This window comes from Acidovorax sp. A79, from assembly GCF_041154505.1.
Classification (GTDB): domain Bacteria; phylum Pseudomonadota; class Gammaproteobacteria; order Burkholderiales; family Burkholderiaceae_C; genus Acidovorax.
Genome location: NZ_AP028672.1, coordinates 3,568,394 through 3,594,693, shown reverse-complemented (window position 1 = coordinate 3,594,693; position 26,300 = coordinate 3,568,394). Strand labels below are relative to the sequence as shown.

Sequence of the window (26,300 nt, the reverse complement as noted above, 5' to 3'; positions counted from 1 at the left end):
CGCTTACCTATAAAGCGTCAATAGCTATACATTTTATAGCACACCGGATCCACCCCGCCCTCCCCTGTGGCGCGCAGGGTTCCAGATTCACGCAGCCCGCCTGCCGCCGTCACCCGGCACGCGCCTCTCGCCTGTCCTGTCTCTTGACCTCTCCACCATCTCACCACGCCGTGCCACAAGACGCCCACTTCAAGAAGAGATACCCCACGCTGGAGCAGAACGCGGTGCTCAACGCCACGGCGAGCGCGGTGCTGGTCAACGCGCTCGCGGGCACGGGCAAGACCACCACCCTGGCCATCAAGGCCGCCGACCTCCTGCGCACCCAGGGCGCAAGCCGCATCCTGATGCTCGCGTATTCGGAGGCCGGGCTGGCCGCCATTGCGCAGCGCCTGGAAAAGCTCGTTCCAGCCATTCCGCGCCAGGTGCAGATCATGACCGTGGAGCAGCTGTGCGCCACCGTGCTCAAGGAACAGGGCGACGAGCTGGTGCGTGTCACCGAGCCCCTGCAAAAGAACCTGCTGGTCCGCCAGGCCCACACCGCGCTGCTCCAGGACCCGGCGCTGGACAGGGCGCCCGAGGCCGGCGACTTCCTGTCGCGTGAACTGGACGTGCAGGCCTTCGCCGACTTCGAGGCCCGGGCCAAGCAGCAACTGCTGCTGCGCGACATGGACCGCTCGGACCTCGGCGCCCTGCCCTACTGCCGCGAGCACCAGCTCGACTACGGGCTCTACCAGCTGCTGGTGAAGTACGAACGCCTGCGCCGGGGGCTGAACCACGAGCCGCATTTCTACGCACCGGGCGACTGCACGTATGAAGTGGCCACGCAGCTCGGGGAGCTGGATTTCGGCGATGCCTTCGCGCCGCTGCAGGGGCGCTTCGATGCGGTGCTGTTCGATGAGCTGCAGGACCTGGACGAAGCCGCCATGCTGGTGCTGCGGCATCTGGTGCAGGGCGGCAACGGTCTGTTCGTCGGCGCGGGAGACTTCAACCAGCACATCCTGCCCGGCGCGTTCTCCGTCTTCGGCGACAGCCTGGCCCGCATCCGGCAGGAGCTGCCCGCGGACACCCAGGTGGTCGCCCTCAACACCACCTACCGCTTCGGCAACGCCATCTGCCAGGGGCTGAACCCCCTGTTCGGCGTGGAATTTGCCGCGCACTACCCCACCAAGCCCTCCGCGTTCGAGCGGCGCAGCTACACCGACGACGAGGATTGCGCCCGGCAACTGCTGGCGATCCACGACGCCGTGCTGCACCAGCAGCCCCCCGCGCCCGGCGGCACCACGCCCCCTCCTTGCCTGAACGTGGTGCTGCGGTCGCCGGAAGACTCCATCCTGCTGGAATGGATGTTCGCCCACGAAGGCGTGCACTACGCCTGCTTGGGGCTGAAGCGCTTCTACCAGCGCCGCGAGATCGCCCTGGTGCTGGCCATCATGGGGGCCATGCAGGGCTGCGGCACCGGCGTGCGGCTCACGCAGGGCATTCTGAGCAGCGCCATGGAAGGCCTGCTGCGCTACGTGCGGCGCGGCAGCCAGCCGGACCAGGACGTGCTGGCCAACGGCGCGTTCGACATGCAGGCGCTGGTGGAGGACTCCCCCGTCGAAATGGACACCCGCGCCGTGGCGGCGGAACTCATCGGCAGGCAGGACCTGGTGCGCCGGTTTCTGGTGCGCGCCAGCTTCAACCCCCAGGCCCCGGTGGCGTCCCCCGTGTGCGAACAATTGCTGGCCTTGCCCCCCGAGGCCTGCGCCGACGCCGGGCAGCTGTGCGCGCACCCGCTGGTGCACCGCTTCTTCGCGCAGGCGCCCATCAGCCCGCAGGAGCTGCGCTACTGCAGGGACAGCCTGGCAGCGCTGGCCCGCATCTGCGCCGGCTTGTCCGTGGACGAGTTCCTGGGCCGGCTCACGCTCATGGTGCAGGCCAGCATCCACCAGCACACCCAGCAGGAAGCCTCCAGCCTGCAGCTGCTGACGGTGGAGCGCTGCAAGGGGCATGAATACGACCATGTGGCCGTGCCCCTGGTGGAGCGCGGGCGCTTTCCGCGCAGTGCCGCCCGGCAGGAGGCCTATCGCGAACGCAACATGCTGTATGTCGCCATGACGCGCGCCAGCAAACGCCTGTGGCTTCTGGAAGGCAGCCAACGCCCGGTGAGCCCCGGGCCGGTGTGAGGAGGATGAGGGTGAGGAGGGGGGCTGCGGGCCGCCCACCGGCCCAATTCAAGACAAAGGAGCCTCCAGCGCTTTGCCCATATGCGCCAGCCGCTCATTGATTGATAGCAAACGGCCACACCCAGGCCATTTCACAGACCGCTGCAAGAAAACTCACGCTCCCGCGCGCGGGCTTCCTCTACAGTGGCGGCCATGAACACTGCCGCCGAACCCACCACAGCCCTGTCCGAACGCGCCGCACGCCAGGCCGAGGTTGTCCAGGCCCTGAGCCGCGTGGTGCCCGCGCACGCGCTGCTGTGGCACGCCGAAGACACCACCCCCTACGAATGCGACGGCCTCACCGCCTACCGCCAGCGCCCGCTGGTGGTGTGCCTGCCCGAAACATACGAGCAGGTGCAGGCCGTGCTCAAGGCCTGCCACCACCTGCAGGTGCCCGTGGTGGCGCGCGGCGCGGGCACGGGCCTGTCGGGCGGCGCCATGCCGCATGCCCTGGGCGTCACGCTCTCGCTGGCCAAGTTCAACCGCATCCTCGACCTCGACCCGGTGAGCCGCACGGCCGTGGTGCAGTGCGGCGTGCGCAACCTGGCCATCAGCGAGGCCGCCGCGCCCTACGGCCTGTACTACGCGCCCGACCCCAGCAGCCAGATCGCCTGCACCATCGGCGGCAACGTGGCAGAGAACTCGGGCGGCGTGCACTGCCTGAAATACGGTCTCACGGTGCACAACGTGCTCAAGGTGAAGGGCTTCACGGTGGAAGGCGAGCCGGTGGAGTTCGGCAGCGATGCGCTGGACACCCCTGGCTACGACCTGCTGGCCGCCGTGATCGGCAGCGAGGGCATGCTGGCCGTGACCACCGAGGTCACCGTCAAGCTCATCCCCAAGCCCCAGCTGGCGCGCTGCATCATGGCCAGCTTTGACGACGTGCGCAAAGCGGGCGACGCGGTGGCCGCGGTCATAGCGGCCGGCATCATCCCCGCCGGCCTGGAGATGATGGACAAGCCCATGACCGCCGCCGTCGAAGACTTTGTGCACGCGGGCTACGACCTGACAGCCGAAGCCATCCTGCTGTGCGAAAGCGATGGCACGCCCGAAGAAGTAGAGGAAGAAATCGGCCGCATGAGCGACGTGCTGCGCGCTGCAGGCGCCACCGCCATTTCGGTCAGCAACGACGAAGCCGAGCGCCTGCGCTTCTGGAGCGGCCGAAAGAACGCCTTCCCCGCCAGCGGCCGCATCAGCCCCGACTACATGTGCATGGACTCGACCATCCCGCGCAAGCGCCTGGCCGACATCCTGCTCGCCATCCAGGAGATGGAAAAGAAATACCAGCTGCGCTGCGCCAACGTGTTCCACGCGGGCGACGGCAACCTGCACCCGCTGATCCTGTTCGATGCGAACGATGCCGACCAACTGCACCGCTGCGAGCTGTTTGGCGCCGACATCCTGGAGACCAGCGTCGCCATGGGCGGCACGGTGACGGGCGAGCATGGCGTGGGCGTGGAGAAGCTCAACAGCATGTGCGTGCAGTTCACGGCCGAGGAGAACGCGCAGATGCTCGGGCTCAAGCATGCGTTTGACCCGGCGGGGCTGTTGAACCCAGGGAAGGTGATTCCCACGCTGAACCGGTGTGCGGAGTACGGGAAGATGCTGGTGCGCGGGGGGGCGATCAAGCATCCGGATTTGCCGAGGTTTTGAGGACAGCGGCCCCACCTGCCCGGTTTGTTGACTAAGTCGAAGTTAGCATTCCGGTCAGTAAGATCGCTTGAATCGCTTTCAGACCAGGAAAATCTTGAGCTTTGACACACTGTTGCTTATCTGCTTTGCCCTCGCGTTGGTTCAGTGGATCGTCATCGCCGTAAAAACGAAGAAGCATCGCAAGTTTCTTGATCAATTCAAGGCAAGCTCACACGCTTATGCGATGGCGCAACTAGCGCAGACCCATCCGCAGGACGCATTTTTGATCCGCGCGTGCTATGCGCTTTTTGGTGTTGAAGTAGCTGTGGCAACGCTCTTGAAGACGTTGTTTTATTAAGCCCCCAAAGGCGTTGAAGTTCGTTTCTGACTGAACACGAACGGTCGGTACGGAGCGATAGCAGCCGGCAAACCGCCGACAATCCGAACACCTATCCTCTGCCATTTTGACCAGATGCTCAGCGACTCCCCCTCCACCCTCCTCCAGTCCGGCAACGCCCTCGTCGCCCAGGCGCAAGCCGTAGCCACGCAAGACTTCGCCGCAGCGCGGGCGCTGTGGCGGCAGGCGGGAGTGTTGTTTCAACGGGCGCATGACGCCGACCCCGGGCAGCACGCTGCGGCATTCCGACTGGGGCAGGCGTGGGTGGCCGAGGCCCATGCGCTGCAGAAAGAAGGATCTGAAGATGCGACCGCGATGTGGCGGCAGGCGGCGCTGCAGTGCGAGGTGGCCTTTGCGCTCGACCCGCACCATGCGGTGACGGCCATGCACATCGCCAGCTGCTACGCCTGGGCCCAAGACGCAGACGCCAAGCTGGCCTGGGCGCAGATTGCGCAGCATCTGCAGGAAGAACACGCGGCCAACATGGTGGCGGATCAGGCAGCACGCTAGCTGACGCAGCCCAGCCGCGGCCGAGCAACGCGATGGCCCGTGTGGCTGTTCGGCTGTTGGCTGTTCCGCTCCCCCACCCCTGCTGGCTGCGCCTGCGGCGGGGCGGTTGTGGGGTGAGCATGCGCGTCGAAGCGCGCATGCCTCGTGAACTGACTCGCCGTGGTTGTCCGAGCGGCGCTGCGCAGCAGCAAAGCGAGTTCCACGGCGCACCCCGCAACCGCCCCGACGCAGGTTGCCCCTTCGCATCGCGAAGGGGTCGCAGGCTGGGGGTCGCCTTTTCTTTGGTGACTTTCTTTTGGCGAAGCAAAAGAAAGTTACTCGCACGCCGGGCGACTCCCGGCCTCCGCCCCCAACACCAGCAAGCTTGCCAACCAGTACGCCCCGGCTTCGGCAAGCTCAGCCCGAACGGATGGAGTGGCGCCCTGGGTTCGGCAGGCTCAGCCACCCGCCACCGCCCGCCAAATCTCCCCCGCGTGCGACACCGCAAACAGCACCAGCCCGATCAGCCCGCCCACCACCGTCCCGTTGATCCGGATGTACTGCAGGTCCTTGCCGATGTTCAGCTCGATCAGCCGCGTCATCTCTTCGGTGTCCCAGCGCCGCACCGTGTCCTCGATGTGCTGCGCCACGAACTGCGACACCTCCGGCGCCAGGCCCCGCACCCACTCCTCCAGCCGCGCATTGAGCGACTGCCGCAGCGCCGCATCCCCCGCCAGCGACTGACCCAGCCACTGCCCCAGGTTGCGCACCTGCCGCGCCAGCACCGAATCCGAGTCGGCCAGATCGCGCTGCAGCGCCCCGCGCAGGTCCTGCCACAGCGCCTGCACATAGCCACCCACCGTGGCATCGGTCTGCAGCCAGGCGCGGATCTCTTCGCCCTTGCGCGCCCAATCGGGGTCGCCGCGCAGGCGCCCGATGAAGCGCTGCACCGCTGCGTCGAACTGCGCGCGCAAGGCGTGCTGCGGGTTGGCGGCCACATCGGCCATCACGCTCTCCAGCGCGCGCGCCAGCAGGGCCGAGCCCTTGTCGCCCAGCCAGTCGCTGGGCAATAGCTTCTCGGTGCGCGGGTGGTCCTTCTTGAGCCAGGCCACGATGGTCTGCGCCACCCAGGCACGGGTCTGCTCGTTCTGCAGCAGCTCGATGAGCTTGCCCAGCACGTCGTCCAGCAGCGCCTGGTGGCGGCCGTTGTGCGTGAGAGTGTCGAGCACCGCCGCCAGGGCCCGCGACATGTCCACCTGCCCGATCAATGCGCGCGCCGCCTTCTGGATGAAGCGCTCCACCTGAGCGTCCTGCACCGTCTCGAGCGCGGCCGACGCCAGGCGGGTGGCCTGGTGGCCCAGGAGCGCGGCGTTGCCGGGTGCCGTGAGCCACTGCGCCAGCCGCTCGGCGGGGTCGTGCCGGCGGATCAGCGCCACCAGCGAGGGCACGTCCAGGAACTTGTCGCGCACGAAGACCGCCAGGTTGCGGCCGATGCGCGCCTGGTTGCGAGCGATGACCGCCGTGTGCGGGATCGGCAGGCCCAGCGGGCGGCGAAACAGCGCCACCACCGCGAACCAGTCGGCCAGCGCGCCCACCATCGCGGCCTCGGCCACGGCCTTCAGGCAGTTCAGCCACAGGCCCCGCTCCACCACGCTGGTGGCCACGAACACGGCCGACACCAGCACCAGCAGCCCGAGGGCGTGGCGCCTCGCACGTTGCAGGGCAAGGGCTTGTGGCAGCGGTTCGGATTCCGGGGTCATGGCATCGGACATGCAGCATGCGGGCGGGCGGGGCGGCCGGCCGGCGGGGGATTCAAGATGCATTCACCCTACCATGCCCGGCCCCGGCGCATGCCCCGTCTCCACTCGCGCCCCGGCCGTCCAGGCGCACCCACTGTCATTCGCGGGGCGCGGGCTCCCTGGCCAGGATGCCGCGCGCGGCGCGCTCCTCCTCCCGCAGCTCCCGCAACCGCCGCACGTTCGCCAGGATCATCTGCCGCTGGGCGGGCGTCAGGATGAGTCGCTGGCGTTCACGGTCGTCCACGGGCGGGGCGGGCACCGCTGCCACCGCCGCCACCGGCCGGGCGCCGTCCTGCGAACAGCCCCCCACGGGGTGGTCCCGCCCTGCGCAGGGCGGCAGCGATCCTTCGCGGGGGTGGCGGGGGCCGCTGCTGCACACGTCCCGGCCCCCTGTCAGTGCGGCAGCCCGCGCACCGCGGGCGTCACCGCCGCGCAAGTACATGGGTGACTGTGGCGCAATGCAGAACCCCGCACAATGGGCCGGCGGCCGGGCCACCCGCGCGGCCGCCGCCCGCCCGGCAGGGCTGCCGCGCGCATGCAGGCACCGGGAAACCAGCCCACCCGCTCCCGCCGGGCTTCCCAGGTTTCCATCCTTCGGTGTTCGACAGCCACGCCACCCTCCTTGCAAGGCCGCTCGTTGCCCCTGAATTGGCGGGCAGACCCGCTACGTAACCAACGAGCAAATTGATTGCGTGACTATATACAAGAATCACCGCAGCTCCTGCGCGCCTTTTTAGTGTGACTGCATGCAGGATGCAAAAAGACAGTTTGCGGACCGGTTACGCAAGGCGATGATGGACGCAGGCTATGAACCCAGGCCGGCGGTGCTGGAGCGCGAGTTCAACACCCGCCACTGGGGCAAGCCCATGACGCTGCACGGCGTGCGCCGCTGGCTGCTGGGCGAGACCATGCCCGACCACAAGAAGCTCACCACCCTGGCCGAATGGCTGCAGGTGCCGGTGCAGCAGCTGGGCTACGGCGATGCAGAGCCCCTGCGCGTGCGGGAGCGGCAGGCGCAGTGGCATGCGGGCCTGGGCTACCAGGACCGCGAGCTGTTCGACATCTACCTGCGCCTGCCCGTGCCCAAGCGGCGCCTCGCGCGCGACGTGATCCTGGCGATCGCGCGCGCCCACGCGGCCGAAGAGGCCGAGCGCGAAACCCAGGCCCCCTAGGGATTCTCTGCACAAGCGAATCACCGCGCCGTGTGCATCTGCGGTCTCGGGCGGTCCGCGGCGCGCACTTGCCGCCCGGTGCGTGCCGAGCCCCCAGGCACCGCCACCGCGCCCGGCCACCACGAAAAAAAGCCACCCGCAGGTGGCTTTTTTTTCAAGAGGCCCGCGAAACACGGGCGGCGGCCCGGTTCAGCCGCGCGGGGCCACCTGGTCGAGCGCGGTGCTCAGGTGGCCCACCGTGCGGTCCACGTTGTGCCACTTCTCCAGGCCGAACAGGCCGATGCGGAAGGTCTTGAAGTCCGGCCCCTCGTCGCACTGCAGCGGCACGCCGGCGGCGGTCTGCAGGCCCACCTCCATGAACTTCTTGCCGTTCTGGATGCCGGGGTCGGTGGTGTAGCTCACCACCACGCCGGGGGCCTTGAAGCCCTCGGCCGCCACGCTCGGGAAGCCGCGCGACTCGAGCAGCGCGCGCACCTTGGCGCCCAGCTCGATCTGCTCGTCGCGCACCTTGGCAAAACCGTATTCGCGCGTCTCGGCCATCACTTCGGAGAGGCGCACCAGCGCGTCGGTGGGCATGGTGGTGTGGTACGCGTGCTGGCCCTTTTCGTAGCCCTCGGCGATCTGCATCCACTTCTTGAGGTCGCACGAGAAGCTGCTGCTCGTGGTGCCGTCGATGGCCTGGCGCGCGCGCTCGCTGAGCATCACCATGGCGCAGCAGGGCGAGCCGCTCCAGCCCTTTTGCGGGGCCGAGATCAGCACGTCCACGCCGGTGGCTTGCATGTCCACCCACATCGCGCCCGAGGCCACGCAGTCGAGCACGAACAGCGCGCCCACCTCGTGGGCCGCGGCCGTCAGGGTGCGCAGGTAGTCGTCGCTCAAGATGATGCCGCTGGCCGTTTCCACATGGGGCGCGAACACGACCTTGGGCTTTTCGGCGCGGATGGTGGCCGCCACTTCCTCGGCCGGGCACGGCGCCCAGGGCGCCTGCGGGCCGCTGCCCTGCGGGCGCGCCTTGCACACCACGGAGCCGCCGCCCAGGCCCTTGTCGGCGTCGAAGATCTGCGTCCAGCGGTAGCTGAACCAGCCGTTGCGCACGATGAGCACCTTCTCGCGATTGGCGAACTGGCGCGCCACGGCCTCCATGCCGAAGGTGCCGCTGCCGGGCACCAGCACGGCGGTGTGGGCGTGGTAGACCTCCTTGAGCGTGGCCAGGATGTCCTGCATCACGCCGGTGAAGCGCTTGGACATGTGGTTGAGCGCGCGGTCGGTGTAGACCACCGAAAACTCGAGCAAACCATCGGGATCGATATCGGGCAGCAGTCCGGGCATGGTGAAAAGTCTCCGTCAAACAGGGGCGCCGCCCCGGCGTGGGGCGGGCAAGGCGGGCCAGCTTAGCATGCAGCGCGCGGCCCGCGCGCTGCCCTACCAGGTGTCCACGAACCGGTGCCCGGGCGGCGCCACCTGCGCCGATGCCAGGCCCCGTGCCAGCCATGCGCGCGTGTCGGCCGGGTCGATCACCGCGTCGATCTCCAGCGTGGTCGCCATGTGCAGCGCCTCGCCGTTGGCGTACGACCTGGCCAGCAGCTTGGCGAACAGCGCGTCGCGCTCGGCGCCCTCGGGCAAGGCCTCCAGCTCCTTGCGGAAGCCCAGGCGCACCGCGCCTTCGAGCCCCATGGCGCCGAACTCGCCCGTGGGCCAGGCCACGGTGAACACCGGCGCGTGAAAGCCCCCGGCCGTCATGCCCATGGCACCCAGGCCGTAGCCCTTGCGCAGCACCACGCTGAAATACGGCACGCGCAGGCTGGCGGCGGTGACGAACAGGCGGCTCACGTGGCGCACCTGGGCCGTGGCCTCCACCTCGGGGCCGACCATGAAGCCGGGCGTGTCCACCAGGCTCACGATGGGCAGGCCGTGCGCGTTGCACAGCTGCATGAAGCGCGCGCCCTTGTCGGCCGCATCGGCGTCGATGGCGCCGCCCAGGTGCAGCGGGTTGTTGGCCAGGATGCCCACGGGGCGGCCCTCGATGCGCGCCAGCGCCGTGTGGATGCCCGCGCCGAAGCCGGTGCGCAGCAGCAGCAGGCTGCCGTCGTCCACCAGGCCGGCCATCGCCGCGCGGGTGTCGTACACGCGCAGGCGGTTCTCGGGCACCACGGAGCGCAGGGCCCGTGCGTCCGGCGCCGTCCAGGCACCGGTGCGCCCCTGGAAGAACGACAGGTAGTGCCGCGCGGCCGCCACGGCCCCGGCCTCGTTGTCCACCAGCACGTCGATCACGCCATTGGCATGCTGCACGCGGCTGGGGCCGATGTGCTCGGGCTTGAACACGCCCAGGCCGCCGCCCTCGATCATGGCCGGGCCGCCCATGCCGATGTTGCTGCCGCGCGTGGCGATGATCACGTCGCTGCAGCCCAGCAGGGCCGCGTTGCCCGCAAAGCAGCGCCCCGCCGCGATGCCGATCACCGGCACCTGGCCCGAGAGCGCGGCGTAGCTGGCGAAGGTGTGCACGTGCAGGCCGGCCACCACGGGCATGTCGGTGTCGCCCGGGCGGCCGCCGCCGCCTTCGGCGAACAGCACCACGGGCAGTTTCTGCGCCAGCGCCACGCCCAGCATGCGGTCGGTCTTGGCGTGGTTGCGCGCGCCCTGGGTGCCCGCGAGCACGGTCGCGTCGTAGGACATGACCACGGCGCGGGACTTCTCGGGCCCGAACAGCGCACCGTTGATGCCGCCGATGCCCGTGACCATGCCGTCGGCGGGCGTGTTGGCGATGAGGTCATCCAGGCTGCGGCGGCGCGTCTGCGCGGCGATGGCCAGCGTGCCGTATTCGATGAAGCTGTCCGCGTCGCACAGGTCGGCGATGTTCTCGCGCGCGGTGCGCCCGCCCTGGGCGTGGCGCCTGGCGATGGCCTCGGGCCGCGCGGCGTCGAGCGTGAAGGCGTGGCGGTCCCGCACGCGCTGCAGGTCGGGGCGAATGGCATCCAGGTCCTGCTGCGCGCCCTGTGCGTCCTGGGCGGTGTCCGCCCCCTCCACGGCATCGAGCACCAGCAGCGGCTGGCCCTGCACGAGGTAGCCGCCCGGCACCGCGAGCAGCGCGCGCACGCGGCCCGCATTCGGCGCCAGCAGCATGTGCTCCATCTTCATGGACTCGAGCACGGCCAGCTCGGCACCCGCGGCCACCACGTCGCCCTCGGACACGCTCAGTTGCACGAGGCGCGCGGGCATGGGAGCGAGCACGGCGCCTTCGGGTGCGGGCGCTGACGGATTTTGGGGATTTTGAGCGCTAGCGCCCGAATCATATGCGCCAGCAGCTATATTTTTGGTAGCAACCAGCAGTTCTGGCAGCACCGACTCCAGCCAGCGCGTATGCACCTGCTGGCTTTCCATTTCGGGCCGCGCGGCCAGGGCCTGCAGCAGCGCCAGATTGGTGGCCACGCCCTCAATGCGGCACTCGGCCAGCGCGCGTTGCGAGCGGCGCAGCGCATCGGCAAAACGTGGGCTGCGCGTGTGCACGATGAGCTTGGCCAGCAGCGTGTCGTAGTGCGGCGAGGGCGTGGCGCCCGCTGCGCCGTGCGTGTCCACGCGCACGCCGGGGCCGGTGGGAAGGTCGAAGCGGGTGAGCGTGCCGCTGCCGGGGGTGGCACCGCCCTGCGCGTCCAGCGTCTCGGCGTTGATGCGCCACTGCACCGCAAAGCCGCGCACGGCGGGCGGCGCGGCGGGGTCGAGCCCGATGTCTTGCAGCCTGCGGCCGGCCGCCAGCGCGATCTGCGCCTGTACCAGGTCCACGCCGGTCACCTCTTCGGTGATGGTGTGCTCCACCTGCAGGCGCGGGTTGCATTCGATGAACACGAAGGGCACGTCGCTGGAGGCCAGGTCCACCAGGAACTCGAAGGTGCCCAGGCCCTCGTAGGCCACCGCGCGCGCCATGGCCAGCGCGGCGGCGATGATGCGTTCACGCAGCGGCGCGGGCAGCGAAGGGCTGGGCGCGATTTCCACCACCTTCTGAAAGCGCCGCTGCAGCGTGCACTCGCGCTCGCCCAGCGCGACCACGTCCTGGCCGTCGCCCAGCACCTGCACCTCGATGTGGCGCGCGTTGGACATGAGCCGCTCCACATACACGCCGTCCACGCCAAACGCGGCCTGCGCCTCGCTGCGGCAGCGCGCGTAGGCGGCGGGCAGGTCGTCCTGCGCCTGCACGGCGCGCATGCCGCGCCCGCCGCCGCCGCCAATCGCCTTGATCACGATGCCGGCGCCGCCCTGCTGCGCGAAGAAGGCCTGCGCCTCCTGCAGCGTCACCGCCGCCTGGGTGCCCGGCATGAGCGGCACGCCCTGCTGCAGCGCCAGCGCGCGGGCCTGCGCCTTGTCGCCGAACAGCGCGAGCTGCGCGGGCGTGGGGCCGATGAAACGCAGGCCGGCCCCGGCGCAGGCGCGCGCGAAGTCGGCGCGTTCGCTCAGGAAGCCGTAGCCGGGGTGCACGGCGTCGCAGCCCTGCGCCTGCGCGATGGCGATGATGCGCGCGCCGTCCAGGTACGCGGCGGGCCCGGTGGCGCCCAGGGCGACGGCGCTGCCCGCGGCCTGCACGTGCGGGCTGGCCGCATCGTCATCGGCAAACACGGCCACGCTGGCGATGCCCAGGTCATGAAGGCCGCGCACGGTGCGCAGCGCAATCTCCCCCCGGTTGGCGACAAGGACTTTGGTGAACAGAGCGGGCGATGGCATGGGGTGTTGCTATGGTTGGTGGAGCTGCCAGCGCAGGATGGGCAAGCGCTGGAATCGTTTCTGGTTCAAAGGTCGCGCAGCAGGCGGCGTAGCACCTTGCCGGCGCCCGTGGCCGGCAGCGCGTCGATGAAGCGCACCTCGCGCGGGGCCTTGTAGGGCGCCATGTTCTCGCGGCACCAGGCCACCAGGGCAGCGGCGTCCACGTCCTGGCCGGGTTTCTTCACGATGAAGGCACGCACCACCTCGCCCTTTTCCGCGTCGGGCACGCCGATGACGGCGGCCTGGGCCACGGCGGGATGCTTGATGAGCAGGGTCTCCACCTCTTCCGGGAACACGCTGTAGCCGGAGACCTTGATCATCTCCTTGAAGCGGCCGATGAAGGTGACGTAGCCGTCGGCATCGATCTTGCCCATGTCGCCGGTGTAGACCCAGCCGTCCCGCAGGGTCTTGGCCGTGGCCTCGGGCTTGTTCCAGTAGCCCTTGAAGTTGCCGGGGCCGTGGATGGTGATCTCGCCCACCTCGCCCGTGGCCAGCGGGGTGCCGGTGTCGGGGTCGACGATGCGCAAGGTGTTGCCCGGCACGGGCTTGCCCTGGGTGCCCCAGCGGATCGCGTCCACGGGCATGGCGGTATCCACCGTGTGGGTTTCGCTCAAGCCGTAGGCGGCCTCGTGCGCGATGCAATGGGGCGCGAACTGCCGCCACTGCTGGGCGAGCGCCTCGGTGAAGGTGATGCCAAAGCTCGTGACCGGGTTGCGGCGCAGCGCGCTCCAGTCCATGGCGCGCGCGCCCGGCACCTGCATGAGCGCGCCGTTCATGGGCGCGATGCTGTACCACCAGGTGATGCGGTGGCGCTCCAGCGCCTGGGCCACGCCCAGCGGATCGAAGCGGTACAGCAGCACGGCCGTGGCGCCGGTGTAGACGGGCAGGTTCACGCCCATCACCATGCCGGCGATGTGGTAAAGCGGCGCCACCGCGAGCAGCGTCTCCTGCTGCGTCATGCCATTGCAGTCGGCCGACGCGGCGGTCTTGAAGGTGGCGTTGCCGTAGCTCAGCATCGCGCCCTTGGGCAACCCCGTGGTGCCCGAGGTGTAGGTCATGAGCGAGACATCGTCCATGGACAGCGCCACGGGCGCGGGCCGCTGCCCGGTGCGCGTGGCGGCCAGGAAGTCCTCGCAACCCGCGGGGGCTGGCGCCATGGCGGCACGCATGGCCAGCAGCTCGGCGGGCGCGTCGATGCTGAGCGCGCCGTCGGGCAGCAGCTCGGCATAGCGCACCACGAACACGTGCCGCAGCGCCGTGCTGGCGCGCACCTTGTCCACCACGGGCAGCAGCACGTCGGCCGCGACGATCACGCGCGCCTGCAGGTCGGTGAGCTGGTATTCCAGCTCGTGCTCCTTGTTCAGCGGCCCGCAGGGGCAGACGATGGCACCGATCTTCTGGATGCCGTAGTGCGCCATCACGTACTGCGGGCAGTTGTTCATGAACAGCGCCACGGGCTCGCCCTTGCCCACGCCCAGCGCCTGCAGGCGCGCGGCGAAGGCGTCGCTGGCCGCGTCGAGCTCTGCCCAGGTGACGGGCTGGCCGTACCAGAGGTACGCGGTGCGGTCGGGCGTTTCGCGCGCGTGGCGGCGCAGGTGTTCGTGCAGCGGCAGCTGCGGTGCGGTCTGTGGCATGGCGTTGTCTCCGAGGTGTCTGGAATCGCTGGTTCTAAGGGCTTGCTAAGGGTTTGCGATAGGCACCCCTGCCCGCCAGCGTCTTGCCAATATATACCGACTGGTAGAACAATGCTACCCATGGGTATAAATCAACCGTCACACAAAGGACAGCCTGCCATGGGCCAGCAGCTCCCCATGCAGGCCAGCGGCCGGCAGAAAGCCGCCACGGCCGGGTCGGACGAGAAGCGCGAGCGCATCCTGCGCGCAGCAGAGGCGCTGTTCGATGCGCAGGGCTACGCCAACACCACCATCGAGCAGATCGTGCAGAAGCTGGGGGTGACCAAGCCCTTCGTCTACTACTACTTCCGCAACAAGCAGGAGATCTTCGAGACCCTGTCGTGGGCACCCGCCGTAGCGTGCTTCACGGCCATGGACTTCGCCGAGGACGACCCGCGCCCCGCGCACGTGAAGGTGGCCGAGGGCATCGACCGCCTGATCCGCGCCACGCTCGCGCACCACCCGTCGGCGTTCTTTCCGTACCGCGAACCCCAGGTGTACCGCCCCGAATACCTGGCCACCCAGAAGCAGCTGGCCAACCATTTCTACGACAAGCTCTGCGCCCTGCTCGAGGAAGGCCGCGAGGACGGCATGTTCGAGTTCCACGACACCAAGATCACCGCCCTGGCGGCCTGCAGCCTGCCGGGCTTTCTCTACAACTGGTACCGGCCGGACGGCCGCCTGTCGGCCGACGAAGTGGCGCAGGAGCTGTCCACGCTGGCCTACCGGGTGCTGGGCCTGCGCGCCCGGCGCCGGCCCGCGCGCTGAGCGCGGCGAGAGTCTTTCGCCCCCACACACCCCTCAAGGAAACCTAGCCACCATGCTGCTGTCACGACGATCCACACTGGCGCTGCTCGGCGCCACATCGCTCGGCCTGAGCCGCGCGCTGCACGCCTCCGCCCCTTTCCCGGCCAAGCCGCTGCGCTGGATCGTGCCCTACCCCGCGGGCGGCGGCTCCGATTTCATGGCGCGCACGGTGGGCCAGCCCATGTCGGCCGCCGTGGGCCAGAGCGTGGTGGTGGACAACAAGCCCGGCGGCAATGGCGCCATCGCCGTGGCCGATGTGCTGCGCGGCCCGGCCGACGGGCACACGCTCATCAACGTGGACAACGGCACGCTGGTCTTCAACCCGGTGCTGTACCGCAAGCTCGGCTACGCGCCCGACAAGGACCTCAAGCTCGTGACGCTGCTGGCGCGCGCCCCGATGATCCTGGTCGTGGGCCCCGCCTGCGACGCCAAGGACGCGAAGGAGTTCATCGAGCAGGCGCGGCGCCAGCCCGGCACGCTCAACTTTGGCTCGGCGGGCGCGGGCACGCCGCAGCACATGGCGATGGAGATGCTCATGCACCACGCCCGACTGAAGATGACGCACATCCCCTACAAGGGATCGTCGCCCGCGCTCGCCGACCTGGCGGGCGGGCAGATCCCGGCGGTGATGAGCGACTACGCGGCCGCGGGCGGCTTCCTGCAGGCGGGCAAGCTGCGCGCGCTGGCGGTGGCCGACAGCCGGCGCCACCCGCGCCTGCCCGATGTCCCCACGTTCGAGGAACTGGGACTCAAGGGCGTGGAGGCCACGGCGCTGGTGGGCGTGGCGGTGCATGCGTCCACGCCGGATGCCACCGTGCAGGCGCTGCAGAAAGCCATCGCCCAGGCCCTGCTGTCGCCGCAGACCAGCGCCCGGTACCGCGAGGTGGGGATCGAGCCCGTGGGCAACACGCCGCAGGAGTTCACGCAGATGATCACGGCCGAGGTGTCGCGCTGGCACCCGCTGATACGCAGCCTGGGCATCGCGCTCGACTGACGGGCCCAGCCTTCTCCCTCCCGCCGGGGTGGCAAGCCCGCCCCGGTCTCACCACGACAAGAAAGCGAGACAAGCACCATGCTGCGCCACCCCCTGACGCGTTCCCTCACGCCCCTGGCCGCCTGTGCGGCCCTGCTGTGCACCGCCGCCGCCTCCACGGCCTGGTCGCAGGAGACCTTCAAGGTCGCCTACATCGACCCGCTCTCGGGCCCCTTCGCCAACGTGGGCGAGCTCATGCTCACGCACACGCAGTACGCCATCGAGGACATCAACGCCAAGGGCGGCGTGCTCAAGGGCACGAAGCTGCAGTTGCTGCAGTTCGACAGCAAGCTCTCGGCCCAGGAGAGCCAGAGCGCGCTGCAGGCGGCCATCGACCAGGGGGCCAAGGCCATCGTGACGGGCGGCTCGGGCTCGTCGGTGGTCACGGCGCTGGTGCAGGCGGCGGCGCGCCACAACCAGCGCAACCCGGGCAAGGAGATCCTGGTGCTCAACCACTCCTCCATCGACCCCGAGCTCACCGGCAAGGCCTGCAACTTCTGGCACTTCCAGTTCGAGGCCAACACGGCCATGAAGATGAAGGCCATCGCCAACTACATCAAGAAGCAGCCGGACATCAAGAAGGTGTACCTGCTCAACCAGGACTACGCGCATGGCAAGCAGTGGGCGCACTACGGCCGCGAGATGGTGGGCCTGGCGCGCCCCGACATCCAGTTCGTGGGCGAGGCGCTGCACCCCATCGGCCGCGTGAAGGACTTCGCGCCCTATCTCGCCAAGGTCAAGAGCACCGAGGCCGACTCGGTCATCACCGGCAACTGGGGGCAGGACATGACACTGCTGCTCAAGGCGGCGGGTGACGCGGGCTACAACCTGCGCTACTTCAACCACAGCGCGGGCTCCATTCCCGGCACGGTACTGGCGGTGTCGCAGGCCAAGCAGGGCCAGCTGACATGGGTGGCCGAATGGCACCCGGGCCAGGCCGACACCCCCAAGGTGGACGCGCTCGCCAAGGCCTACCAGGCCAAGACGGGCAAGGACTTCCTCGCGCCGCGCATCGAGATGACGCCGCGCTTTCTGGCCGCGGCCATCAACAAGGCACAGTCCACCGACCCGGTGAAGGTGGCCCGCGCGCTGGAAGACCTGACCATCGACTCGGTGGTGGGCCCCGTGCGCATGCGCGGCGAGGACCACCAGCTGCTGCTGCCGCAGGTGGTCAACACCATCGCGCCGGTGGACGGCAAGACCGTGAAGGTGGGCTGGGAAGGCACGAACTATGGCTTCCGCACCGATGCCGCCTACACCGGCAATGAGCTGGCGCAAGGCACGGACTGCAAGATGACCAGACCGTAGCCCCCCTGAGTCGCCTTCGGCGCCTTCCCCCCAGGGGGACGACGCCCTCGCTGCGGGGCGGCCCTGGCTCGGCGTCCCTGGCCTCGGCAGCGCCCATGTCGCCGGCCGAGCGCCTTGCGGCCGCAGGGGAGGCCAACGCGACTAACATGGCCGGTCTTTGCATTCATTGACCCGACCCACGAGGACCGCGCCCATGCCCGACTTTCGCAGCGACACCGTCACCCAGCCCACGCCCGCCATGCGCGAGGCCATGTTCAAGGCCCCGCTGGGCGACGATGTGTTTGCCGACGACCCTTCCGTGAACGCACTGCAGGAGCATGCGGCGCAGTTGCTGGGCTTCGAGGCCGCGCTGCTCGCACCTTCGGGCACGCAGACCAACCTGATCGCGCTGTGGGGCCACTGCCAGCGCGGCGACGAGGCCATCGTGGGCCAGAGCTGGCACACCTACCGCTGGGAGGCCGGTGGCATGGCGGTGCTGGGCTCCATCCAGCCGCAGCCGGTGGAGACGCAGCCCGACGGCACCTTGCGCATTGCCGACATCACCGCCGCCATCAAGCCCGACGACCCGCACTTTGCCCGCACCCGCCTGGTGGTGCTGGAGAACACGACCGGCGGCCAGGTGCTGCCGCCCGCCTACATCGCCGAGGTGGCCCATCTGGCGCGCAGCCGGGGGCTGGCGATGCACCTGGACGGCGCTCGCCTGTTCAACGCCGCCACGGCCAACGCGGCGCGCCACGGCACCGATGTGTACGACGAGGCGCGTTCGCTGTGCAGCCATTTCGATTCGGTGTCGCTGTGCCTGAGCAAGGGCCTGGGCGCCCCCGTGGGCTCGCTGGTGCTGGGCTCGCGCGACTTCATCCGCCAGGCGCGCCGCACCCGCAAGATCCTGGGCGGCGGCATGCGCCAGGCCGGCGTGCTGGCCGCAGCAGGCCACCATGCGCTGGAGCACCACGTGCGCCGACTGGCCGACGACCATGCGAACCTGGCACGGCTGGCCCAGGGGCTGAGCGATATCAACCAGCGCCATCCGGTGCTGCAGGGCAAGATCACGGTCCACCCCTGGCAGACCAACATCCTGTTCACCGACCTGCATGCGGATGTGGCCCCGGCCTTCACCGCCTGGCTGGCCGAGCACGGCGTGCGGGTGACGAGCAGCCTGTACGGCGTCGCCACGCGCCTGCGCTGGGTGGCGCATCTGGACGTGAGCGAGGCCGATGTGACAGCGGCGCTGGACTGCGTGGGGCGGTTCCAGCTGCCGGGCTGATCGACCGGCTCATGCTTCAGGCGGGGTAAGTCCGACCTCCAAAAATGCCGGTGCCCACGCGCACCATCGTGCTGCCGGCGTGGATGGCGGCCTCCAGGTCGGCCGTCATGCCCATCGAGAGCGTGTCAAAACGAGCCAAGCCTGGCTCGTTCAGGGCGCATATCTCGTCAAAAAGCGCTCGGGCGCGGGTGTGGATGGCCAACTGTGCTTCGAATTCAGGAGCATGGTCCGGGATGCTCATGATCCCGCGCACCACCAGCCGTGGCAGTTTCGCGACAGCACGCACCAGTTCCAGCGCGTCGGCCGGCGCCACGCCCGACTTGGTGGCCCCGCCGTCGATGTTCACCTGCACGCATATTTGTAACGGCGCCAGGTGCTCCGGCCGCTGCGCCGACAGGCGCTCGGCGATCTTCAGGCGGTCCACCGTGTGCACCCAGTCGAAGTGCTCGGCCACCAGGCGCGTCTTGTTGCTCTGGATGGGCCCGATGCAGTGCCACTGCAGCGCCACGCCGGGCGCGGCGGCGCGCAGGGCGATGATCTTGTCCACCCCTTCCTGGATGTAGTTCTCGCCGAAGTCGCGCTGCCCGGCGGCCACGGCCTCGGCCACGGCGTCGGCGCCAAAGGTCTTGGAAACCGCCAGCAAGGACACGCTGGCCGGGTCGCGCGAGGCGGCTGTGCACGCCCGCGCCATCCTGCCCAGAACCTGTTGGAGGTTGTTAGCAATCGTGGTCATAATGTTTGACAGCGTATCAAACGATAGAGGGATTCCGTGGACATTACCCAACTGCTCGCTTTCAGCGTCAAGAACAAGGCCTCCGACCTGCACCTTTCAGCCGGTCTGCCGCCCATGATCCGGGTCCACGGGGATGTCCGCCGCATCAATGTCGATGCGCTCGACCACAAGACGGTGCATGCCATGGTGTACGACATCATGAGCGACTCGCAGCGCAAGACGTATGAAGAGTTCCTGGAGGTCGACTTCTCGTTCGAGATCGAAGGCCTGGCCCGCTTTCGCGTCAACGCCTTCAACCAGAATCGCGGCGCGGCCGCCGTGTTCCGGACCATTCCCTCCAAGATCCTCACGCTCGAGCAGCTCAACGCGCCCAAGATCTTCGGCGACCTGGCCCTGAAGCCTCGCGGCCTGGTGCTGGTGACCGGCCCCACGGGCTCGGGCAAGTCCACCACGCTGGCCGCCATGGTCAACTACCTGAACGAAACCGAGTACGGCCACATCCTCACGGTGGAGGACCCGATCGAGTTCGTGCACGAATCCAAGAAGTGCCTGATCAACCAGCGTGAAGTCGGCCCGATGACGCTGTCGTTCGCCGCCGCGCTGAAGTCCGCGCTGCGCGAAGACCCGGACGCCATCCTGGTGGGCGAAATGCGCGACCTGGAAACCATCCGTCTGGCCATGACGGCGGCGGAAACGGGCCATTTGGTGTTCGGCACGCTGCACACCTCCAGCGCCGCCAAGACCATCGACCGGATCATCGACGTGTTCCCGGCCGAAGAAAAGGAAATGGTTCGCGCGATGTTGTCCGAATCGCTGCAGGCCGTGATCTCGCAGACGCTGTGCAAGACCAAGGACGGCTCGGGCCGCGTGGCGGCGCACGAGATCATGCTGGGCACCAGCGCCATCCGCAACCTGATCCGCGAGGCCAAGGTGGCGCAGATGTACTCCACCATCCAGACCAGCAACAGCGTGGGCATGCAGACGCTGGACCAGAATCTCACCGACCTCGTTCGCCGCAACATCATCAGCCCGGCCGAGGCGCGCGCCAAGGCCAAGATCCCCGAAAACTTCCCGGGCTGATCCGCGCGCGGCACCCATGTACCCTGCGGCCCGACGAGCTGCCGCACACCGGAGCACTGTATGAAAGGCATTCTGAGCCTTCTGAAAATGAAAACCCGCGGCGGCAAGCCCATGGAGGACAACACGGATTCGGTGCTGTTTTCCACGGCCTTCGCCGGCCAGGGCGTGGACGATTCGATGCTCGTGCCCTGGGAGGCGCGTGCGGTAGAAGTGGGCGCCAAGCGCCTGCCCACCAGCCGTGGCGGCAAGCTGCTGCAGGGCCTGTGGGCCAAGGACAAGTACATGGCGCACCTGGACAAGGACGCCGTGGAGCGCATGGAGCGTTTCTTCGAATTCGCGGCCATCCCGTCCAACCGCGACGTGATCCGCCAGGACGAATACGGCAACTTCATGGTGGTGCTGCTCACCGGCACCATCGCGGTGGACCGCGTGCAGCCCTGGGGCGAACAGCTGCGCCTGGCCGAGACCCGGCCCGGCGACATCCTGGGCGAGATGTCGCTGCTCGACAGCGGCATCCGCTTTTCGGCCTGCACCACGCTCACCGACTGCGAGATCGCCGTGCTGAGCGCCGAGGCCATGGACGACATGATGACCAAGGACCCGCAGCTCGCCGCCAGCCTGATCGCGCTGCTGGCCCGCAAGCTGTCGCTGCGCCTGCGCGTGGTGAGCGCCCGCCTGAGCGACAACCAGAAATGATGATGCGCGGATACCACCTGCACAACGACCACCCGACAGACGAACACCCCCGGGAGAAATTCTGATGGAACGCGATCAGGCCAGTAAATTCATCAATGACCTGCTCAAGTTGATGGTGAGCCGCAATGGCAGCGACTTGTTCATCACGGCGGAATTCCCCCCCGCGATCAAGGTCGATGGCAAGGTGACCAAGGTGTCGCCCCAGCCGCTCACGCCCAACCACACGCTCACGCTGGCGCGCGCCATCATGAGCGACAAGCAGGTGGCCGATTTCGAACGCACCAAGGAGTGCAACTTCGCGATCTCGCCCGCCGGCATCGGGCGGTTTCGCGTCAACGCGTTCATCCAGCAGGGCAAGGTCGGCATGGTGCTGCGCACGATTCCGCTCACGCTGCCCACCATCGACGGCCTGGGCGTGCCGCAGGTGCTGAAAGAAGTGACGATGACCAAGCGCGGCCTGTGCATCCTGGTGGGTGCCACGGGCTCGGGCAAATCGACCACGCTGGCCGCCATGGTGGACTGGCGCAACGAGAACTCGTTCGGCCACATCATCACGGTGGAAGACCCCATCGAATTCGTGCACCCGCACAAGAACTGCGTGGTGACGCAGCGCGAGGTGGGCCTGGACACCGACAGCTGGGAAGCAGCCCTGAAGAACACGCTGCGCCAGGCGCCCGACGTGATCCTGATGGGCGAAATCCGCGACCGCGAGACCATGGAGCATGCCGTGGCCTTTGCGGAAACCGGCCACCTGTGCCTGGCCACGCTGCACGCCAACAGCGCCAACCAGGCGCTGGACCGGATCATCAACTTCTTCCCCGAAGAGCGCCGCGCGCAGCTGCTGATGGACCTGTCGCTCAACCTGCGCGGCATGGTGTCCCAGCGCCTGATCCCCAAGCAGGACGGCAAGGGCCGTGCTGCGGCCGTGGAAATCATGCTGAACACGCCGCTGATCTCCGACCTGATCTTCAAGGGCGATGTCTCCGAGATCAAGGAGATCATGAAGAAGAGCCGCAACCTGGGCATGCAGACCTTCGACCAGGCACTGTTCGACCTGTACGAGGCCAACGTGATCAGCTATGAAGACGCGCTGCGCAACGCCGATTCGCTCAACGACCTGCGCCTGCAGATCAAGCTCAACAGCCAGCGCGCCAAATCGCCGGACCTTGCCTCGGGCACCGAGCACTTCGCGATTGTGTGACAACCCCCTGAGCGGCTGCGCCGCTTCCCCCTTCTCTCGCGCTGCGCGCGGGAAGGGGGACGACGCTGGTGGCCTGGCAAAGCCAGTTCCACGGCGTCCGCTGGCCTGGGCCGCGCCAGTTTCAAACGCTGCCCCCGTGGCGGCCTTTTTTTGCAAGAACCACTCCCATGCCAAGCACCAATCCCCGCAACTACGACGCAACCCCATCCCGCAAGGTCGCCTTCCTGGGCCTGGGCGTGATGGGCTATCCGATGGCCGGCCACCTCGCGCTGGCCGGGCATGAGGTCACGGTCTACAACCGAACCGCTACAAAATCCATAGCTTGGTGCGCGGAGTACGCCGGCGCCAAGGCGCCAAGGCATGCCGCAACGCCGCGCGAGGCCGCGGCCGGTGCCGACATCGTGTTCTGCTGCGTGGGCAACGACGATGACCTGCGCTCCGTCACCCTGGGAGCCGACGGCGCCTTTGCCGGGATGAAGCCGGGCGCGATCTTCGTGGACCACACCACCGCGTCGGCCGAGGTGGCGCGCGAGCTGTACGCAGCCGCCCGTGCCCTGGGCCTGCACTTCGTGGATGCCCCCGTCTCCGGCGGCCAGGCCGGCGCGCAAAACGGCCTGCTCACCGTGATGTGCGGCGGCGACGCGGCGGCCTTCGAGGCGGCCCAGCCCGTGGCCATGGCGTTCTCGCGCGCCTTCACGCTGCTGGGTGACAGCGGCGCGGGCCAGCTGGCCAAGATGGTCAACCAGATCTGCATCGCCGGGCTGGTGCAGGGGCTGTCCGAGGCGGTGGCGTTTGGCCAGAACGCGGGCCTGGACATGAAACAGGTGCTGGAGGTGATCGGCAAGGGCGCGGCCCAGAGCTGGCAGATGGACAACCGTGGCAAGACCATGGTGGACGGCAAGTTCGACTTCGGCTTTGCGGTGGACTGGATGCGCAAGGACCTGGGCCTGGTGCTCGACGAAGCCAAGCGCAACGGCTCGCGCGTGCCCGTGACGGCGCTGGTGGACCAGTTCTACGCCGATGTGCAGAAGATGGGCGGCAACCGCTGGGACACGTCGAGCCTGATCAAAAGGCTGACATAGCCCCCTGGGTCGCCTGCGGCGCCCCGGTGGCACGCGCCAGAAGCGCGCGCGGCCTCTTCGGCCTGGCGAAGCCGGCTCTGCGGGTGCACTCGCTTGTGCCGTGCCAGCTTCATGCCGCAACGCGCGATGCAGGGTCTCCAAGAAAAAATCCCGGTCCGCGTCATGCGAACCGGGATGTTTCCACTCAGGGGCTGTGCAGGCTATCGAGCCTGACCGCCCGCTTTCAACCGCCGGGCGATGCGCTGTTGTCGGTGGTCACTGGCGCGGGCTGCGGCGCGATGCGGCGCAGCTCTTCTTCCGAGACGATCTCGAACACGCGCACGACCTTGCTCACGCCGCTCACGCCCCGGGCGATCTCGGTGGCGCGGTTGGCCTCGCGCTGCGACACGCGGCCCATCAGATAGACGATGTTGCGCTCGGTCACCACCTTGAAGGAATTCGCCGAGATGTCCTGGGCGTCCACCAGGCTGGCGCGCACCTTGCCGGTGATGAAGGTGTCGTTGGAGCGCTGGCTCAGGCTGCTGGCGGGCATCACGGCCAGGTCATTGACGACCGAGCGCGTGTTCTCCACCTGCGACACGATCTGCTCGACGGTCTGGCGGTCCTGGGCGTTCGGCACCTCGCCGGTCAGCAGGGCCTGGCGGTTGTAGCTGGTCACGTTGACATGGGCGCGGTCGCCCAGGGTTTCGCGGATGCGGTTGGCGGCGCGCAGCTCGATGCCTTCGTCCTCGATCTGCGTGCCGGTCGTGCGGCGGTCCACGGCCATCACGCCGCCCACGACAGCGCCGCCCACGATCAACGGCGCGCAGGCCGACAGGCCCGTGACCAGCGCGGCGGCGGCCAGCACCGTGCACACGGTGCGCCGGGTACGTTTCAGGGTGGTTTGCTTCATAGGGGAATCTCCTGTTCGCCAAGTAACTGGGCGTCCACGCCATCGCTCAGGCAATGCAGCACCAGGGCATGGACTTCGCGCACGCGCGCGGCGCGGTCGTGCGGAACGCTGATCAACACATCGGTCTCGCGCAGCAGGGCGGCCAGCTTGCCGCCCGTGCGGCCGGTCAGCACCACCACGGTCATGTCACGCTCGTGGGCGGCCTCGGCGGCGGCCAGCAGGTTGGCGTCATTGCCGGTGACCGACAGCGCCAGCAGCACGTCGCCCGCCTGGCCCAGCGCTCGCACCTGGCGCGCAAACTGCTGCGCCGCATCGTGGCTGCCACCCGTGGCGGCCGTGAGCAGCGTGCTGTCGGAGGTGAGGGCCAGCGCGGCCAGCTCGGGCCGGTCGCGCTCGAAACCGGCCACGCAGAACGCGGCGAACTGCTGCGCCTCGGCGGCCGAGGGGCCGTTGCCGCAGGCCAGCACCTTGCCGCCGCTGGTCACGCAGGCCAGCACGGCCTGCACGGCGGCGGCGATGGGGTGGCTCAGAACCTGCGCGGCCTGGTACTTCAGGTCGGCGCTGTCGATGAAATGCTGTTGGATGCGTTGCTCAAGCATGAGGGCCCGATGATACCCGCCGCGTGTTACAGCTTTTGTAGCAAACCGTAGTTCCCTGCATGGCGCCGGCGCCAGGGATGGCGGCCACCGGGCGCGCGCCTACTGCGCATCGAAGGCGGCCTGCAGCCACTGCACGGACTCCTCGACCAGCACCACATCGAAGCGGCACGGCGGCGGGGAAGGCAGGCGCAGCAGGTAGTGCCGGGCCGCGAAAATGATGCGCCGCTGCTTGGTGGCGCCAATGCTGGCCCCTGCGCCGCCAAACGCGCGGCCCGCGCGGCTGCGCACCTCGACGAACACGAGCGTGCCGTCCCGTGCACGCATCACCAGGTCGATCTCGCCGCCGCCGCGCCCGGGCGTCCGATAATTGCGCTGCACCAGTTGCAGGCCCGCCGCCTGCAGGTGGGCCAGGGCCTGGTCTTCCGCCGCATTGCCGCGCTCGCGCGTGGTGGCGGGTTTGGCGGCCGGGCCAGGGGCTTCCGCCGGTTTTCTCTTTCCAAGGAATTTCATTGAGCGCATCTTTCGCTTCAGCCCAGGGCGCCGCGCGTGAAGCGGCGGCTGCGCAGCATTATCCCGAGGGCGCCCTGTACGTGGTGGCCACGCCCATCGGCAACCTGGCCGATATCACCCTGCGCGCGCTGCATGTGCTGCAGATGGCCGACACCGTGGCCTGCGAGGACACGCGCCATACGCAATCCCTGCTGCGCGCCTATGGCATCGACAAGGGGGCCTCGCAGCTGCTGGCCGTGCACCAGCACAACGAGGCCGAAGCCGCTCAGAACGTCGTGCAGCGGCTGCAGCAAGGCCAGCGCGTGGCGTACGTGAGCGACGCGGGCACGCCCGGCGTGAGCGACCCCGGCGCCCGGCTGGTGGCCGCCGTGCAGGCGGCCGGCCTGCGCGCCGTGCCCCTGCCCGGCGCCAGCAGCATCACCACCGCGCTGAGCGTGGCTGGCGCCGTGGCCCACAGCACCGAACACGGCGGCTTCGTGTTTGCGGGCTTCCTGCCCGTCAAGAACGCCGAACGCGCCACGGTGATTGCGCAGCAGCTGGCCCATGAGCCCCGCTGCGTGGTGCTGCTCGAAGCCCCGCACCGCATCGGCGAACTGGCCCAGGCCCTGGCGGTGCTGGGCGATCGCCCGGTGACGCTGGCGCGGGAATTGACCAAGCAGTTCGAGGAAGTGACCACGCGGCCCGCCCATGAGCTGGCGGCGTGGCTGGACGGCGCCCCCCAGCGTTCGCGCGGCGAGTTCGTGGTGCTGCTGCACCCCGTGGCGGTGGCCAGCGACGATGGCTCCAGCCTGCGGGTGCTGCGCCTGCTGGTGCAGGAGCTGCCACTGAAAACCGCCGTGCGCCTGGCCGCCGAGATCACCGGCGCATCGCGCAATGTGCTGTACGACACGGCCCTGGCATGGAAGCGCAGCGGTGCGGACGACGGGGGTGCAGACAGCGGCACCGCGGACTGATTCCGGCCCGGATTTCATGCAAAATTG

The 26,300-nt window shown here is 68.7% G+C and carries 23 protein-coding genes; 14 read left to right on the top strand and 9 right to left on the bottom strand.

Annotation, left to right across the window (positions count from 1 at the left end; translation table 11 throughout):
- Positions 1 to 170 precede the first annotated feature (170 nt).
- The 4 genes from ACAM51_RS16465 (at position 171) to ACAM51_RS16450 (ending at position 4,743) form a co-directional block, all read left to right on the top strand.
- The gene (locus ACAM51_RS16465) at positions 171 to 2,165 is read left to right on the top strand and encodes an ATP-dependent helicase (RefSeq protein ID WP_218341370.1); all 1,995 of its coding nucleotides are present in this window, start codon (positions 171 to 173) and stop codon (positions 2,163 to 2,165) included.
- A 192-nt stretch (positions 2,166 to 2,357) separates the two neighbouring features.
- A complete protein-coding gene (locus ACAM51_RS16460) occupies positions 2,358 to 3,857 on the top strand; it encodes an FAD-linked oxidase C-terminal domain-containing protein (RefSeq protein ID WP_369641214.1) in 1,500 nt (499 codons plus the stop codon).
- Between the two features lie 94 nt (positions 3,858 to 3,951).
- Positions 3,952 to 4,194, top strand: coding sequence for a hypothetical protein (locus ACAM51_RS16455; protein WP_369641213.1), 243 nt, complete (start codon positions 3,952 to 3,954; stop codon positions 4,192 to 4,194).
- Between the two features lie 114 nt (positions 4,195 to 4,308).
- Positions 4,309 to 4,743, top strand: coding sequence for a hypothetical protein (locus ACAM51_RS16450; RefSeq protein ID WP_369641212.1), 435 nt, complete (start codon positions 4,309 to 4,311; stop codon positions 4,741 to 4,743).
- 437 nt (positions 4,744 to 5,180) lie between these two features.
- Here ACAM51_RS16450 and ACAM51_RS16445 read toward each other — a convergent pair whose 3' ends face one another.
- The gene (locus ACAM51_RS16445; protein ID WP_369641211.1) at positions 5,181 to 6,482 is read right to left on the bottom strand and encodes a DUF445 domain-containing protein; all 1,302 of its coding nucleotides are present in this window, start codon (positions 6,480 to 6,482) and stop codon (positions 5,181 to 5,183) included.
- 136 nt (positions 6,483 to 6,618) lie between these two features.
- Positions 6,619 to 6,831 carry a hypothetical protein gene (locus ACAM51_RS16440; protein ID WP_369641210.1) on the bottom strand — a complete coding sequence of 71 codons (213 nt, stop codon included), beginning with the start codon at positions 6,829 to 6,831 and terminating at the stop codon, positions 6,619 to 6,621.
- Positions 6,832 to 7,267: 436 nt separating this feature from the next.
- On the opposite strand from ACAM51_RS16440, the gene ACAM51_RS16435 reads away from it, so the two are divergent.
- Positions 7,268 to 7,693, top strand: a complete 426-nt coding sequence (locus tag ACAM51_RS16435) for an XRE family transcriptional regulator (RefSeq protein WP_218297323.1) — start codon at positions 7,268 to 7,270, stop codon at positions 7,691 to 7,693.
- A gap of 189 nt (positions 7,694 to 7,882) precedes the next feature.
- Here the strand turns inward: ACAM51_RS16435 and ACAM51_RS16430 are convergent, their stop codons facing one another.
- The 3 genes from ACAM51_RS16430 to ACAM51_RS16420 form a co-directional block, all read right to left on the bottom strand.
- On the bottom strand, positions 7,883 to 9,022 hold the full coding sequence (locus ACAM51_RS16430; RefSeq protein ID WP_369641209.1) for an aminotransferase class V-fold PLP-dependent enzyme: 1,140 nt from the start codon (positions 9,020 to 9,022) through the stop codon (positions 7,883 to 7,885).
- 93 nt (positions 9,023 to 9,115) lie between these two features.
- Positions 9,116 to 12,388, bottom strand: coding sequence for a carboxyl transferase domain-containing protein (locus ACAM51_RS16425; protein ID WP_369643833.1), 3,273 nt, complete (start codon positions 12,386 to 12,388; stop codon positions 9,116 to 9,118).
- Between the two features lie 80 nt (positions 12,389 to 12,468).
- Complete coding sequence (locus ACAM51_RS16420) at positions 12,469 to 14,076, bottom strand: AMP-binding protein (protein ID WP_369641208.1); 1,608 nt, start codon at positions 14,074 to 14,076, stop codon at positions 12,469 to 12,471.
- A gap of 159 nt (positions 14,077 to 14,235) precedes the next feature.
- On the opposite strand from ACAM51_RS16420, the gene ACAM51_RS16415 reads away from it, so the two are divergent.
- From ACAM51_RS16415 to ltaE, 4 genes are all read left to right on the top strand, one after another.
- A complete protein-coding gene (locus ACAM51_RS16415) occupies positions 14,236 to 14,883 on the top strand; it encodes a TetR/AcrR family transcriptional regulator (protein ID WP_218297326.1) in 648 nt (215 codons plus the stop codon).
- Positions 14,884 to 14,935: 52 nt separating this feature from the next.
- On the top strand, positions 14,936 to 15,916 hold the full coding sequence (locus ACAM51_RS16410) for a tripartite tricarboxylate transporter substrate binding protein (RefSeq protein ID WP_218297327.1): 981 nt from the start codon (positions 14,936 to 14,938) through the stop codon (positions 15,914 to 15,916).
- A 78-nt stretch (positions 15,917 to 15,994) separates the two neighbouring features.
- Positions 15,995 to 17,263, top strand: a complete 1,269-nt coding sequence (locus tag ACAM51_RS16405; RefSeq protein ID WP_218297328.1) for a branched-chain amino acid ABC transporter substrate-binding protein — start codon at positions 15,995 to 15,997, stop codon at positions 17,261 to 17,263.
- 193 nt (positions 17,264 to 17,456) lie between these two features.
- Positions 17,457 to 18,527 carry a low-specificity L-threonine aldolase gene (ltaE, locus tag ACAM51_RS16400; protein ID WP_218297329.1) on the top strand — a complete coding sequence of 357 codons (1,071 nt, stop codon included), beginning with the start codon at positions 17,457 to 17,459 and terminating at the stop codon, positions 18,525 to 18,527.
- A 16-nt stretch (positions 18,528 to 18,543) separates the two neighbouring features.
- On the opposite strand, the gene ACAM51_RS16395 is transcribed toward ltaE, so the two are convergent.
- Complete coding sequence (locus ACAM51_RS16395; protein ID WP_218297330.1) at positions 18,544 to 19,260, bottom strand: YggS family pyridoxal phosphate-dependent enzyme; 717 nt, start codon at positions 19,258 to 19,260, stop codon at positions 18,544 to 18,546.
- A 36-nt stretch (positions 19,261 to 19,296) separates the two neighbouring features.
- Here ACAM51_RS16395 and ACAM51_RS16390 point away from each other — a divergent pair, with 36 nt between their 5' ends.
- The 4 genes from ACAM51_RS16390 to ACAM51_RS16375 all read left to right on the top strand — a co-directional run bounded on the left by ACAM51_RS16390 (position 19,297) and on the right by ACAM51_RS16375 (position 23,319).
- On the top strand, positions 19,297 to 20,340 hold the full coding sequence (locus ACAM51_RS16390) for a type IV pilus twitching motility protein PilT (protein WP_010463046.1): 1,044 nt from the start codon (positions 19,297 to 19,299) through the stop codon (positions 20,338 to 20,340).
- 60 nt (positions 20,341 to 20,400) lie between these two features.
- A complete protein-coding gene (locus tag ACAM51_RS16385; protein WP_218297331.1) occupies positions 20,401 to 21,036 on the top strand; it encodes a Crp/Fnr family transcriptional regulator in 636 nt (211 codons plus the stop codon).
- A 64-nt stretch (positions 21,037 to 21,100) separates the two neighbouring features.
- Positions 21,101 to 22,237 (top strand): PilT/PilU family type 4a pilus ATPase, encoded by a 1,137-nt coding sequence (locus tag ACAM51_RS16380; RefSeq protein ID WP_218297332.1) that lies wholly within the window; start codon positions 21,101 to 21,103, stop codon positions 22,235 to 22,237.
- Positions 22,238 to 22,404: 167 nt separating this feature from the next.
- Complete coding sequence (locus ACAM51_RS16375; RefSeq protein WP_369641207.1) at positions 22,405 to 23,319, top strand: NAD(P)-dependent oxidoreductase; 915 nt, start codon at positions 22,405 to 22,407, stop codon at positions 23,317 to 23,319.
- 223 nt (positions 23,320 to 23,542) lie between these two features.
- Here ACAM51_RS16375 and ACAM51_RS16370 read toward each other — a convergent pair whose 3' ends face one another.
- The 3 genes from ACAM51_RS16370 to ACAM51_RS16360 form a co-directional block, all read right to left on the bottom strand.
- A complete protein-coding gene (locus ACAM51_RS16370; RefSeq protein ID WP_369641206.1) occupies positions 23,543 to 24,211 on the bottom strand; it encodes a BON domain-containing protein in 669 nt (222 codons plus the stop codon).
- A complete protein-coding gene (locus ACAM51_RS16365; protein ID WP_218297335.1) occupies positions 24,208 to 24,810 on the bottom strand; it encodes an SIS domain-containing protein in 603 nt (200 codons plus the stop codon). The genes ACAM51_RS16370 and ACAM51_RS16365 overlap by 4 nt, the downstream gene beginning before the upstream one ends.
- A 99-nt stretch (positions 24,811 to 24,909) precedes the next feature.
- Positions 24,910 to 25,320 carry a YraN family protein gene (locus tag ACAM51_RS16360; protein ID WP_369641205.1) on the bottom strand — a complete coding sequence of 137 codons (411 nt, stop codon included), beginning with the start codon at positions 25,318 to 25,320 and terminating at the stop codon, positions 24,910 to 24,912.
- On the opposite strand from ACAM51_RS16360, the gene rsmI reads away from it, so the two are divergent.
- Positions 25,320 to 26,273 (top strand): 16S rRNA (cytidine(1402)-2'-O)-methyltransferase, encoded by a 954-nt coding sequence (rsmI, locus tag ACAM51_RS16355; protein ID WP_218297337.1) that lies wholly within the window; start codon positions 25,320 to 25,322, stop codon positions 26,271 to 26,273. The two genes, ACAM51_RS16360 and rsmI, sit on opposite strands and share 1 nt — an antisense overlap.
- Positions 26,274 to 26,300: the final 27 nt, after the last annotated feature.